Below are 12,600 nucleotides of genomic sequence, written 5' to 3'. Positions count from 1 at the left end.
CCGGCGGGCGGCTACCCCATGCCGAGCGCTTCCGACAGCGCCGCCGCCGGGTCGTCGTCCGACGGCCCCGCCGGAATCCAGCGCCCGCGCTCCTTGCGGTACGGCCACCAGCGCCCGTCCCGCCCGTAGCGCAGCTGTACGTCGCCGCCCGCCACGGTCCACCGGTTGCGCACCGCCCGCAGCCGCGGACGCTCGCCGTCCTCCCACGCCGCGTCGAGCCGGGTGAGGGCCCGGGCGTGGGACTCCGGATCCGGTGTCCACTCCTCGTCGAACACGGTCAGCGCGGCGGTCCCGCCGTACCCCCAGGCCCGCACCGCGGCGTCGAGCTCGGCCCGCTGCCGCCCCGACCCGGCGGCCAGCCGTGTCATGAGCCACGGCTCGGGACGGGCGTCCGCGACCAGCCGTACAGCATCCTGGTCCGGCGTCAACCCGGCCTGCACGGGCTGTTGTCCGTGATCGGCCGACAGGGCTTCGGCCAGCATCCGGTGGGCCCGGACGGCGCTGTCGGTCGCCAGCACTTCCAGAGCGGCCGGGTCGAGGCCAGGCTCCGGTTCGGTCCCCGTGTCCAGCGACGGCGGGGGGCCCGGCTCGGCGGGCAGCGGTGGTGGAGCGGGCAGCGGGGGCAGGATCTCCTGCGCGGCGAATGCCTCGTCCGCCCGTACGCCGCGCGCCCGCCGGTCCTCCGCGCGGGAGGACTCCGCAGGTTGCCGCTCCGCGGCCCGGGCCGTGATCCGCGCCTGGAGTTCGTCGAGTACCCGCCGTTCGCCACGCCCCCGCATCAGCAGCAGGACGAAGGGGTCCTGGTCCAGCAGCCGCGCCACCTGGTAGCAGAGGGCGGCGGAGTGCGCGCAGTGGTCCCACGCCTCGCAGGTGCACTCGGGATCCAGATCGCCGATCCCGGGCAGCAGATCAACCCCGTCCGCCGCCGCGTCCTCCACCAGATGCGGCGGCATCTCCCGGTCGAGGAGCGCGGCGATGTGCCCCGCCCGGTCGACCGCCATGTCCAGGAAGCGGTCCCAGTCCTCCTCGCTCAGCTGCTGGAGCAGGACATCACTGCGGTACGGGGTCGAGTCCCGGTCCTGGACGACTGCGGTGATCCGCCCCGGGCGTACGGAGACCGCGCCGACCCTTCCCTCGCGGGCCAATCGGCGCCCCTTCTTGACCTGTTCGCCGTCGAGCGCGGTGTCTTCCAGGGCCTTCAGCCAGGCACGGCCCCACCAGGACTCGGCGAAACCGCGGCCCCGCGCGGGCGGCAGAGCGGCGAAGGTACGTTCCTGCCCCGGCGCCGACACCTCGGCTCCGACGGCGGCGGGGTATCGCCCCGCCCCCTCGTAACCGTCGCCGTCGTACTCCTCGCCCTCGTGTCCAGGGTTCGCGTATCCGTCGGTCTCGTACGTGTCGCTCATCGCGAGCCCCCTCGTAGCTGCACCAGATCGGCAAGTTCCGCATCGGTCAGCTCGGTCAGTGCCGTCTCACCGGAACCCAGCACCGCATCCGCGAGGCCCTGCTTGCGGGCCAGCATGTCGGCGATCCGGTCCTCGATCGTCCCCTCGGTGATCAGCCGGTGCACCTGTACCGGCTGGGTCTGCCCGATGCGGTACGCACGGTCGGTGGCCTGGGCCTCCACTGCTGGGTTCCACCAGCGGTCGAAGTGCACCACGTGGCCCGCCCGGGTGAGGTTGAGCCCCGTACCGGCCGCTTTCAGCGACAGCAGGAAGACCGGGGACTCGCCCGCCTGGAACCGGTCCACCATGGCCTCGCGCTCGGCGATCGGCGTACCACCGTGCAGAAACTGGGTGCGTACCCCGCGTGCCGCCAGATGCTGTTCGAGCAGCCGCGCCATCTGTACGTACTGGGTGAACACGAGCACGCTCGCGTCCTCCGCGAGAATGGTGTCGAGCAGCTCGTCGAGGAGCTCCAGCTTCCCCGAACGGTCCGCGATCCGCGGCCGCTCCTCCTTGAGATACTGCGCAGGGTGGTTGCAGATCTGCTTCAGCGCCGTCAGCAGCTTCATCACCAGGCCGCGCCGGGCGAACCCGTCGGCGCCGGAGATCTCGGCCAGGGTCTCTCGTACCACCGCCTCGTACAGACCGGTCTGCTCCGCCGTCAGCGAGACCGCGCGGTCGGTCTCCGTCTTCGGCGGCAGCTCCGGGGCGATGCCCGGATCGGACTTGCGCCGCCGCAGCAGGAACGGCCGCACCAGGGCTGCCAGCCGTTCGGCCGCCGCAGGGTCGTTGCCGCCCTCCACCGCCCGCGCGTACCGGGTACGGAACGTGCCGAGGCGGCCGAGCAGTCCGGGCGTCGTCCAGTCGAGGATCGCCCACAGCTCGGACAGGTTGTTCTCCACGGGGGTGCCGGTGAGCGCCACCCGCGCCCGGGCACCGATCGTCCGCAGCTGCTGCGCGGTCGCCGAGTACGGGTTCTTCACGTGCTGCGCCTCGTCGGCGACCACCATGGACCAACCGGCCCCGGCGAGCTTCGCCGCGTCGAGCCGCATCGTGCCGTACGTGGTGAGGACGAACTCGCCGTCGACCAGGCCGTCCAGGTTCCGGGACGCGCCGTGGAAGGGACGCACCGGTGTGCCGGGTGCGAACCTCTCGATCTCCCGCTGCCAGTTGCCCATCAGTGAGGTCGGGCAGACCACCAGGGTCGGTCCGGCGGCCTCCTCGACGCTCTGACGGTGCAGATGCAGTGCGATGAGGGTGATGGTCTTGCCGAGGCCCATGTCGTCGGCGAGACAGCCGCCGAGGCCGAGCGAGGTCATGGTGTGGAGCCAGTTCAGGCCGCGCAGCTGGTAGTCGCGCAGCGTCGCGTCGAGCGTGGGGGGCTGACCGACCGTCTGCTGCGCACCGGACTCCGGATCGGCGACCCGCGCCCGCAGTCGCTCCAGCCAGCCGGTCGCCTGCACGTCGACCGGGCTGCCGTCGATCTCGGTGGAACCGGTCAGAACGGCCCCGAGCGCATCGATCGGAGTGACCTTGCGGTCCTGCGTCGCGCGGGCGCGGCGCGCCTCTTCAGGGTCGATGAGCACCCACTGGTTGCGCAGCCGGACAATGGGTCTGCCGGCTTCGGCCAGCCGGTCCAGTTCGGCGCGGCTGAGCTTCTGGTCGCCGAGTGCGAACCACCAGTTGAACGCCAGCAGCGCGTCGGCCGACAGGAACGACGGGACGTCGGACGCGGATTGTCTGTTCGAGGACTCGCCGTCGCGGTCGTCGTGGGGGCCTTCGCCGTCGCCGGCGTCCCCGGCTTCCCCTTCGTCCGGCGGGCCGATCACCGCGCGTGCGGTGAGCGTGCGGGCGAGCTCCTTGGGCCAGTGCACCTGGACCCCGGTCGCGGCGAGTGACCGTGCGGCGGGGCCGAGCAGTTCGGCGATCTCCTCGTCGGCCGGCTCGACGGAGTCCGGTACGGCGGCCGACAGCAGAGGAGTCAGCGGTGGCCAGGCGCGGGCGGCGCGGCGCAGGGCGAGGAGGGCGTCCATCCGCGCGCGCGGACCGAACCCCGCAGCGGTGGGCGCCGTGCCCGCCCAGACGTCTGCGGCGTCGGCGACCACTGTCGGATCGCTGACGCTATGGATCTGCAGGACGGCACGGAAGGACGGCAGGGCATCTCGCTCGGCGTCCTCGTGAGCAGGAGTCAGACCGGTGACTTCGACTCGCAGCGAGAGCCGCACACCCGCGTCGTGCCCGGCCGCGACATCGGCGGCCCAGGCCCGGCGCTCGGGCAGGCGCTGCGGCGCGTCGACGGCGAAGGCCGGGCTTCCGGTGGCGAACACCGCGGCGGGCGTGCGCGGCAGCCCGTCGGCCACCGCGTCCAGGAACGCGCGCAGCAGCCGCTCCGGCTCCGGCAGCTGCACGGGCTCCACGGTGTCGTCGAGCGGCACGGCATGGGCGGTGGGCGGCATGGAAGACGCGAGGTCACGGATCCGGTCGAGGTCGGCGGCGGTCAGCGGCCCGGCCCGCCACTCGTCGTGGTCGGAGGCACTCAGCCCCGGCAGCAGCAGTCCGCGGGCGGCGAGTTGCAGGGCGAGGAGGGCGGCCGCGCCCCAGAATGCGGCCGAGGGCGAGGCCTGGGCCGCGGCCCGCGCACGGGTCAGTACGGGCAGAGCGTCCCGCACCGGCAGCAGCAGCGCCGGCACATCGTACGGGCGGGTGTCGGCTCCGACGACGGTCAGTGCCCCGACGGTCCCCGGTGCATCGGGCGGGCTGCTGCCGTCCGGATGCCAGAAGGCGACCCGGCCGGTACGGGAGGGATCCGCGGGAAGGAAGACGACGGAGCAGCGGGAGAGTGCGGAGATCTCGGCGAGGGTTGCCGCAGGGAGCCTGTGCACAGCGATGTCGGATTCCTCAAATTTGACTAGTGGGGGCCCAAGGTCGCCGAGGGTACTCCACCGGCGAGGTCGTCCGGGAGTGGAACCGCCGTGATCCAGCTCACTTCGATGGCGGCTGCGGGCTGCCCGGTGTAGGCAGCACCCCCCTCCCAGGAGGGGGCTACCCCCCGAGACTCCGGGTGGTGGCGCCATGGTTTGCGCAGGACCCCAGCCCGTACGTTTCAACAGGTCAGAGCAGCTTCCCATGCCTCCCAGAGACCGGAGACGACATGCCCCAGGCCGTAGCCACCGTCGCGGACCGCCCCCGCGACCGAGCCGGAAGTACGGAGAACGCCGCCGGAAGCACGGGCGCCGGGGGACGCGCGGCAGGCGTCGGCGGCAGTGACTTCGCGCCGCTCCTGCGGGCCGTGAAGGGGCAAGGACTCCTGGAGCGACGCACCGGATGGTACGCGGCCGTCATCGCCTCCAACCTCCTCGCCCTGGGCGGCGTGCTCACCGGCCTGGTACTCCTCGGCAACACCTGGTGGGCCCTGCTGCTCGCACTGCCGTTGGCGATCCTCTGGTCCCGTACCGCGTTCGTCGGCCACGACGCCGGACACGCCCAGATAACCGGCGACCGCCGGGCCGGCCGGATCATCGGCCTCGTCCACGCCAACCTGCTCCTCGGCATGAACGAGGCCTGGTGGAACGACAAACACGTGCGCCACCACGCCAACCCCAACCACATCGACAAGGACCCGGACGTCGGCGTCGGCGCCCTCGTCTGGACGCAGAAGCAGGCAGCCCAGCGCGAAGGCTTCGCCCGCCTGCTCACCCGTAACCAGGCCCGGCTGTTCTTCCCGATGCTGCTCCTCGAAGGCATCGCCCTCAAGATCTCCGGCTTCCAGTACCTGCGGCAGCAGCCCGCCCGCGAGCGTGTCCTGTCGGCGCTGCTCCTCGTCACCCACCTCGGGCTCTACGCGACGCTGCTGCTCACCGTCATGTCCCCCGGCAAGGCCGTCGTCTTCGCGCTCGTGCATCACGCGCTTTTCGGACTCCACCTGGGCATGGCCTTCGCACCGAACCACAAAGGCATGGAGATGCCCGACCCCGACGGCGACCGCTGGGGGCATCTCCAGCGACAGGTCCTCACCTCGCGCAACGTACGAGGCGCCGTCCTCACCGACTGGTTCCTCGGCGGGCTCAACTACCAGATCGAACACCATCTGTTCCCGAGCATGCCCCGCCCCCACCTCCGCCGGGCGCAGCCCTTGGTACGAGCCCACTGCGAGTCGCTGGGCATGCCGTACGCGGAGACCGGCCTGGTCGAGTCCTACCGTCAGGCGCTGCAGCACATGCATGAGGTCGGCGAACCGCTGAGGCAACCTGCCCAGACGGCTCGCTGAGACAGCTCAGCGAGTAGCCCACTCGGGGCAGCCGACTCGGGCAACCTTCTGGGGCAACCCATCGGGACGACCTCTGGTGCAAGCTGGAACCGACAGGCCTGCACAGGCGTTGTCACAGCAGAAGCGGCTTACGCCGCGAAGAAGGAGTGGACGATGTCGAACACCGCAAAGATCGCCATCGGGGGAGTTGTCGCGGCAGTCGTCCTGATGCCGTTCATCGGATTCTGGCTGTCGCTGTTGGTGCTGATCGGAGTGCCTGCGGTGGCCTATCTGATGCTGGATCCCTCGCAGCGGCGCAGGCTCCGCAGGATCACTCGCAAGGAAATCGGTCGCTGAGAAGACAGGCGGCCGGGACGGGGGCTATTCGTAGATGAGCGGGACAGTCACCGTGGTGAGCAGCAACGGCTCCTACACCTTCACCAAGCCGAACAGGGACAGCGTGACCCTGCTGGCCGGACTCGGTGTGGAGGGGGACGTACACGCGGGGGTCACGGTCAAGCACCGTTCCCGTGTTGCACAGGACCCCACCCAGCCGAATCTGCGCCAGGTCCATCTGATCCACGAGGAGCTGTTCGAGGAACTGCGGGAGACGGGCTTCGAGGTAGCTCCCGGGGATCTCGGGGAGAACGTCACCACGCGCGGCATCGATCTCCTCGGCCTCCCCGTCGGCACGCTGTTGCACCTCGGTGACGAAGCCGTCGTCGAGGTCACCGGCCTGCGCAACCCGTGCCTGCAGATCGACAATTTCCAGGACGGCCTGCTGAAGCAGGTCGTCGGCCGGGATGCAGCGGGCAACATCGTGCGCAAGGCCGGGATCATGGGCATCGTCGCGTCCGGTGGAACGGTCCGGCCGGGCGATCCGGTCAAGGTGGAGCTGCCCGCCGAGCCGCACCGGCCGCTGGACCGCGTGTAGCGGAGGAGCCGCACCGGTCGTCCCGTGCGGGCCCCTCGTCACCGTCCGGCCGGGCCTGAGCCGAGAGGCTCAGGCCGGCCGCACCGCGAGCGCGTCGAGCGCCTTCAACAGGCCGGGCAGCGCCACCCCGCGTCCCACGGGCAGGACCTCGCCGGGTTCCTCGTCCAGCAGGACGAACGCGATGTCGTCGGTCCTCGCGACCAGGGACCAGCCGGGTCCGTCGGCGCGCAGGGTCCGGGCGTCACCCGGCGCGAAGGAGGACCGGATGCGTCCGGGCGGCGGCGGGTTGTCCACGTACGCATGGGCCTCCGCGAGAGCGCGTCGCACACCGGGATGGGTTCCGGAGAGCGCGGTGGAGCCTGCCGAGCCCTCCTCTGCCGCACCGGCGGCCGAGTCCGCGTCCACTGCGGCCCCGGCATCCGGCTCCCGGGCGCCGTCCGGACCGTCCGTGCCGCTCAGTTCGCCGGCGCCACCCCCGGTTTCCACGCCATCCGTGCCGTCCGGGCCGTTCGACCCCGCGAAAGTCGTCTCGTCGTCGATCTGGTCGCGCCACGCCGCCCACTGCAACGCGATCTCGTCCGCGCCCAGACGCCGCTGTGCAGGCCCCCACGTCTCGGTGTCGGGCGGGGTCAGCGGAGGCAGATCGGTGCCCTCGGCCTCGGGGTCCGGCGGCGGGTCGTGGGGGGCGGGCACCCCTGGTGCGGCGACCGCCAGTGCGAGGGGCCAGCCGGGGAGCGCGCAGACCACTGAGCGGTCGTCGGGGGAGAGGTCGTACTCCATGCCGCAGTCCCACGAGGCGATGGCGACGGCGACCAGTGACACGTCGTCGACGACGACGGTCCACCGGGCACCGTCGCCGTCCTGGCCGAGGACGAGTCCGTAGCCCTCGGCGTACGGCTCGAGGCCGAGGGCCCCGCAGGCCGCCGGGTAGTCGTCACCGAGCACGCTCGGGAACTGCGCGGGTGTGAGCAGCACCGCGGTCAGCACATACAGTGCGTCGTCCTCGGCGACCGCGTCGTCCGTCCCGGCCACAGCACTCTCCTCGTCCCTCATGGTTTCCGTCGGCGCACCTTAACCAGTGGGTAACGCGGTCGTCGAGGCCCTGACAAGGGAAGACCCATCGTGCGTGGTCAAGCGGACGGTGGCGTTCAGTCGGCGGGAAGCCCGAGCAGGTCGCGGGCCACGGACTGCGGCGACTGACCGCGCTCGCGCGCCAGCGCGACGACGGCTCTGCAGGCCAGCTCATTGACCCCGAAGGAGAGCGCTCCGGGCGATACCCATCCGCTCACCTCGTCCATCCGGTCCTGGTCGTCCTCCACGTACGCCGAGACATAGGTGGCGGCCGCCTCGAACAGATTGTGCTGCTTGCGTCGGTGTTCCTCGCGCGGTGGCGCGGGCAGCCCGCCTTTGCGGCCGGGAGAGACCACCTTCCGGAGACTGCTGAACATGTCGATCATGGAGACCGCCTTCCCGGGGAATCATGCACGGCGAGCCGTGCACGCAAGCTGTCTTCGTACGTACTTACGGTCTTCCCCCTCGACGTAGAGTTGGACCACCCACCGAGGAACGGGGACCGCGCGGTGAAGCGATACGACCGGCTGAAGGAGATCCAGCGTCTCGATCCGGAACGGGATTTCCTGGAGATCTACCGGCTGACAGCCACCTACGAGTTCCCCTGGGACATCACCCGGGCCCTCGAACTGGCCCTCTATCGTACATATGCCGTCCCCAGCATCGGCCGACTCCTCGCCGAGACGGCAGAGCTGACGGGCCGTGCCCAGAAGCGGTACGACGACACCGCACTCCTCCTCGACGCCGTCGTGGAGCACGGTTTCGACAGCGATTCGGGGCGCACGGCTATCCGCCGGATCAATCAGATGCACCGCAGCTACGACATCAGCAACGACGACATGCGCTACGTGCTGTGTACGTTCGTCGTCGTCCCGAAGCGCTGGATCGACACGTACGGCTGGCGCCGGCTCTCCGACCACGAACTGCAGGCGTTCGCCGTCTACTACCGCACCCTGGGCGACCGCATGGGTATCAAGGGCGTGCCTCAGACTTTCGAGGAGTTCGAGCGCACCCTCGACGCGTACGAGGACGAGCACTTCGGCTGGGACGAGGGCGCGCGCAAGGTCTCCGACGCCACGCTGGCGCTGATGGCCTCCTGGTATCCGGGCCCGCTCGCACCCGTCCTGCGCAAGGCGAGCCTGGCGCTCCTCGACGATGCGCTGCTGCGGGCCTTCCGTTACGAACGTCCCGGCCCCGTCGCCCGTGGTCTCACTCGCGGCGCGCTGCGGCTGCGGGCGCGGGCCGTGCGACTGCTGCCGCCCCGCTCCACCGCGCACTACGCGCGCCAGAACCCGGAGATCAAGGGCTACCCCGACGGCTACGAGATCGGCGGGCTCGGTACGTTCCCGACCGTTCCTGGCCAGTGTGCATGAGTGAGTCCTGAACCCACCGGTGCGTACTGGGCGCATCCCGAACGGTGTTGGATGCACTGGTCCCCCGCTTTCGCTTCCCGCTCGGCAACGGCCCTCCAGGGGGCCGGTCCGTTGTGGGTGGGCAGGCTCCCTCACGCCCCCGGTCACTCGGTCCGGCCTGGGCGGTCCGATGCCCCGCACGATCACTCCGGTCGTGTGGGGGCGGTGCCGTCCGACGCCGGACAGGGTGTCCCAGGGCGCGTCGTCCGATCGCGATACCCGCGGCATCGTGACGGGACATCTTTCGGTGTGGGGTGGTCAGTGGTTTCTGCCAGTGCTGGGCACCCCACCTGCTGGTGTAGGCCGGGTCGACCGCAACGACCGCAAGACCCTGTTCGGAGGCCATTGAGACCAGCCGGGCCTTGAGCTCGCCGGTCGGCATGCCGGAGATGAGCTGCCTGAACCGCTTCCTGCGGCCGTGCTTCTCCCGGGTCTTCTCGGTGGTGAAGTCGAGGTCTTCGATGCCGATCGCGGCGACACCAGCCCGCACCGCCCAGTTGATCAACCGGGTCAGGGCGTGGCGGATCTGTGCGTCGCGGTGGCCGGCGGTCCCGGACAGGTCGTAGCCGAAGCGGTGCGGGTCACCGATGGGGTTGCCATGCCGGTCGAGCCGGTAGGCGGCGAAATGGTCCGCGTTGGTGTCGACACCGACCATGCCCCTGGCGCGGGCGGTCTCCAACGGGATGGTCTGCACGACGGGGCGCTGCCACAAGGCCGTGAGGTACCAGCGGCCTCGCTCCACGTCGAGGTGGATGCGGTAGGCGACGGCCCGGTTCGCGGTGATGCGGTCGGCCCATTCCGCGCCCCGATGCGCGAACGCAATGCGGGCGGTGAGGGTGTACCGGCCGTGCCGGGTGTTGGCCAGGTGCGCGAGCGGAACGGGCAGCTTGATGGACACTTCGCCGTCCGGGGTGACGCGGATCGTCTCGTTCCCGAACCGCTTCCCCGACTCACCATCGGCGGCGATGAACCAGCGTTCCGCCTCCCACCGTTGTCGCCACTCGTCTTCGGTGAGACGGGCCTCGGTGAGGTGGTGGCGGGTGTTGAAGTGACGTTTGCCGCCCCGTACCACCCGCACCCGTCCGGCCTGCCAGTCGGCTACTGCCGCCGTGTGCCGCGCCTCGAGTGCCGCGAGGCGGCGGGACTTGCGGAACCACTCGCTCTTCGACCGGTAGCCACCCGCAGCCCGCTTGGTGCCCCTCTCCCCGAGCGGGAGGGACAGCCGGTGCCGCAGCATCTTGATCCCGGCTGCCAGGTTCTGGATGTGCGCGGCCTGGCAACGGCGCGCCAGCGCCCACTGATCATGCGTGGCCTTCGTGATCGCACCCGCGATACGCGACGACGACTCCTTCGTCAGGTCCCGCTTACGCGCTGCCCAGGTGTCCGCACCGTGCTCCAGACCGTCCGCACAGCGGGTCTTGAGATCACGAGAAGCAAGCGTGCCCTGGTGCGCACCGACCGCACGCAGCACCCTCTCGTCCTCGGTGGTCAGGTGCTTGAGACGGTCCCGGACCGCCACCCCGCACGGCCCGGCCACCACGAACGAGGCCGTCAGCTTCCGCACACCACCCACCACATCACCCCCCTCAAGGTCGGACACCCGCCATCCGGTCAACGAGCAGCAGCCGCCAAGGTCACCCATTCGACTCCAGAACTCCCGTTCCCACCCCGCGAACCCACCCACGGGACTCACTCCCGCTCACCATTACTCACTTCAGCTCAGTAAACCGACAGCAGCTCACAACCCCCGGCACCGGTGGCTGCCCGGTCCCGCACGACCGGGGGCCCGGCGCGCCGGTCGAGTAGCCCCGGAGGCCCGCGCCGGCTCGGCCCGCTCGCCGGTCAGTCCGCCCGCACGGCGAGTGCGAGGAATCGGGCATCCTCATCGGTGTACGAGTCCAACCGCCAGCCCGAATGTGCGAGCAGCGGCCGGAGGCTGGGCTCGGCCCGCAGATCGTCGTCCGTGATCCGGCGGCCGTGGCGCGCCGCGAGTGCGGCCCGGCCGATCGGGTGGAACAGTGCCAGCTGCCCGCCGGGCCGGACGACGCGCGCCAGCTCGGCCAGGTCCGGTCCGGGATGTGACAGGTGGGAGATGAGCCCGGCACCGAACACTGCGTCGAGCGAGGCGTTCCGCAGAGGCAGCCGGGCCACATCGGCGAGCAGCAGCTGACCGTTCCGGTCGCGTCCGGCCCGTACCGCCGCCTGGAGCATCGCCGAGGTGAGATCCGCACCCAGAACCGTGCCCTGTGGCCCGACGGCGTCGCGCAGTGCAGGCAGAGCCCGTCCCGTACCGCATCCCGCGTCGAGCACGGCGTCGCCGGGGCGCAGCCCGAGTGCTTCGACGGCGGCCGCATAGGCGGGAGCGTCGTCGGGAAATCGGGTGTCCCAGTCCGCGGCGCGGGCGGTGAAGAAGTCCTGGACATGTGTGTGGTGATCGGCCATACGGACATGATCGCGCAGCGGCAGCCGGAGCGAAATGGAACGAAACCACGGGAATCGGTGTGCATGTTCGAGCATCGTGCGATCGTCGGGGGACATCTCTCTGTCATATTCCGGCAGCTTTCGAAATGCGCCCCAGGCGTGCGCCCCCATCGCGACTAGCGTCCCCGATTCATGGGACACCTGGACCACGCCACCTTCGGCTGGCTGACACCTGCGCTGTCGTACGCGATGGCAGTGATTGGCTCGGCGCTCGGACTGAGCTGCACCGTGCGCGCACTCGACACGAGCGGCCGTTCGCGCCGCAACTGGCTGATCGCGGCCGCATCCGCCCTCGGCACCGGCATCTGGACGATGCACTTCGTCGCGATGCTCGGCTTCGGCGTGACCGGAACCGACATCCGCTACAACGTGCCGCTGACCCTGCTCAGCCTGCTCGGCGCCATGGCGGTGGTCGGATGCGGGGTCTTCGCTGTCGGCTACAGCCGTGACCGCACCAGGGCACTGCTCGTCGGAGGATTCGGCACCGGACTCGGCGTCGCCAGCATGCATTACCTGGGCATGGCGGCACTGCGGCTGCACGGCACGATCGACTACGACCCGTTGCGGGTCGCACTCTCCGTCGTCATCGCCGTCGTCGCCGCGACGGCGGCCCTGTGGGCGGCGCTGAACATCAAGTCACCGCGTGCCGTCGCCCTCGCCTCGCTCGTCATGGGCGCGGCGGTCAGCAGCATGCACTACACGGGCATGATGGCCGTCGGCGTCCGCGTGACCGCCTCCGACGTGGAACTTCCCGGGGCATCGACGATGCAGTTCATCTTCCCCCTGGCCGTCGGACTCGGCTCGTACCTCTTCCTGACGTCGGCGTTCGTCGCCCTCTCGCCGACGGCCCGCGAGCGTGCCGCGTACGTCTCCGCCGGGCGCAGTGCGGAGCCCGCCGAAGGGGACGCCCTGGCCCCGGCACGATCCGCGCAACGCGGACGCGATCCCCACACACGGCGTGACCCGCGCGGCCACGACCCCTCGCCCGCCGCCACGCCCTGACGCCTGTGC

At 70.8% G+C, this 12,600-nt stretch carries 11 protein-coding genes; 5 read left to right on the top strand and 6 right to left on the bottom strand.

Going from position 1 to position 12,600, the window contains the following annotated elements; genetic code table 11:
- Nucleotides 1-11 precede the first annotated feature (11 nt).
- Together OHB49_RS03755 and OHB49_RS03750 are read right to left on the bottom strand one after the other, a co-directional pair.
- Complete coding sequence (locus OHB49_RS03755; protein ID WP_329157880.1) at nt 12-1,406, bottom strand: SWIM zinc finger family protein; 1,395 nt, start codon at nt 1,404-1,406, stop codon at nt 12-14.
- Complete coding sequence (locus OHB49_RS03750; protein ID WP_329157879.1) at nt 1,403-4,327, bottom strand: DEAD/DEAH box helicase; 2,925 nt, start codon at nt 4,325-4,327, stop codon at nt 1,403-1,405. Before OHB49_RS03750 ends, OHB49_RS03755 begins: the two co-directional genes overlap by 4 nt.
- 269 nt (nt 4,328-4,596) lie before the next feature.
- On the opposite strand from OHB49_RS03750, the gene OHB49_RS03745 reads away from it, so the two are divergent.
- The 3 genes from OHB49_RS03745 to OHB49_RS03735 all read left to right on the top strand — a co-directional run bounded on the left by OHB49_RS03745 (nt 4,597) and on the right by OHB49_RS03735 (nt 6,625).
- Entirely contained in the window at nt 4,597-5,712 is a 1,116-nt protein-coding gene (locus tag OHB49_RS03745; protein ID WP_329157876.1) for a fatty acid desaturase family protein, read from the top strand.
- Between the two features lie 153 nt (nt 5,713-5,865).
- A complete protein-coding gene (locus OHB49_RS03740) occupies nt 5,866-6,048 on the top strand; it encodes a hypothetical protein (RefSeq protein WP_030978605.1) in 183 nt (60 codons plus the stop codon).
- A gap of 34 nt (nt 6,049-6,082) precedes the next feature.
- On the top strand, nt 6,083-6,625 hold the full coding sequence (locus OHB49_RS03735) for an MOSC domain-containing protein (protein ID WP_329157874.1): 543 nt from the start codon (nt 6,083-6,085) through the stop codon (nt 6,623-6,625).
- A gap of 69 nt (nt 6,626-6,694) precedes the next feature.
- On the opposite strand, the gene OHB49_RS03730 is transcribed toward OHB49_RS03735, so the two are convergent.
- Together OHB49_RS03730 and OHB49_RS03725 are read right to left on the bottom strand one after the other, a co-directional pair.
- Complete coding sequence (locus OHB49_RS03730) at nt 6,695-7,678, bottom strand: hypothetical protein (protein WP_443079483.1); 984 nt, start codon at nt 7,676-7,678, stop codon at nt 6,695-6,697.
- Nucleotides 7,679-7,773: 95 nt separating this feature from the next.
- Nucleotides 7,774-8,073, bottom strand: coding sequence for a hypothetical protein (locus OHB49_RS03725; RefSeq protein ID WP_329166351.1), 300 nt, complete (start codon nt 8,071-8,073; stop codon nt 7,774-7,776).
- Between the two features lie 132 nt (nt 8,074-8,205).
- Between OHB49_RS03725 and OHB49_RS03720 the strand changes: the two genes are divergently transcribed.
- Nucleotides 8,206-9,069 (top strand): oxygenase MpaB family protein, encoded by an 864-nt coding sequence (locus tag OHB49_RS03720; RefSeq protein ID WP_329157872.1) that lies wholly within the window; start codon nt 8,206-8,208, stop codon nt 9,067-9,069.
- Here OHB49_RS03720 and OHB49_RS03715 read toward each other — a convergent pair.
- Entirely contained in the window at nt 8,996-10,681 is a 1,686-nt protein-coding gene (locus OHB49_RS03715) for a transposase (protein ID WP_329166349.1), read from the bottom strand. The two genes, OHB49_RS03720 and OHB49_RS03715, sit on opposite strands and share 74 nt — an antisense overlap.
- A 269-nt stretch (nt 10,682-10,950) precedes the next feature.
- Nucleotides 10,951-11,550: a class I SAM-dependent methyltransferase gene (locus tag OHB49_RS03710; RefSeq protein ID WP_329157870.1), complete on the bottom strand. Its 600-nt coding sequence runs from the start codon at nt 11,548-11,550 to the stop codon at nt 10,951-10,953.
- Between the two features lie 171 nt (nt 11,551-11,721).
- On the opposite strand from OHB49_RS03710, the gene OHB49_RS03705 reads away from it, so the two are divergent.
- The gene (locus tag OHB49_RS03705; RefSeq protein WP_329157868.1) at nt 11,722-12,591 is read left to right on the top strand and encodes an MHYT domain-containing protein; all 870 of its coding nucleotides are present in this window, start codon (nt 11,722-11,724) and stop codon (nt 12,589-12,591) included.
- Nucleotides 12,592-12,600 lie beyond the last annotated feature (9 nt).

Origin of the sequence: Streptomyces sp. NBC_01717, from assembly GCF_036248255.1 — a bacterium.
Lineage (GTDB): Bacteria > Actinomycetota > Actinomycetes > Streptomycetales > Streptomycetaceae > Streptomyces.
This window is presented reverse-complemented; position numbering and strand designations above follow the sequence as displayed.

Bases quoted from the DNA above. Each gene is read 5' to 3' on its own strand.
- OHB49_RS03735 (WP_329157874.1), top strand. From the start codon at position 6,083: ATGAGCGGGACAGTCACCGTGGTGAGCAGCAACGGCTCCTACACCTTC.
- OHB49_RS03755 (WP_329157880.1), bottom strand. From the start codon at position 1,406: ATGAGCGACACGTACGAGACCGACGGATACGCGAACCCTGGACACGAG.
- OHB49_RS03740 (WP_030978605.1), top strand. From the start codon at position 5,866: ATGTCGAACACCGCAAAGATCGCCATCGGGGGAGTTGTCGCGGCAGTC.
- OHB49_RS03705 (WP_329157868.1), top strand. From the start codon at position 11,722: ATGGGACACCTGGACCACGCCACCTTCGGCTGGCTGACACCTGCGCTG.
- OHB49_RS03725 (WP_329166351.1), bottom strand. From the start codon at position 8,073: ATGTTCAGCAGTCTCCGGAAGGTGGTCTCTCCCGGCCGCAAAGGCGGG.
- OHB49_RS03730 (WP_443079483.1), bottom strand. From the start codon at position 7,678: ATGAGGGACGAGGAGAGTGCTGTGGCCGGGACGGACGACGCGGTCGCC.
- OHB49_RS03710 (WP_329157870.1), bottom strand. From the start codon at position 11,550: ATGGCCGATCACCACACACATGTCCAGGACTTCTTCACCGCCCGCGCC.
- OHB49_RS03745 (WP_329157876.1), top strand. From the start codon at position 4,597: ATGCCCCAGGCCGTAGCCACCGTCGCGGACCGCCCCCGCGACCGAGCC.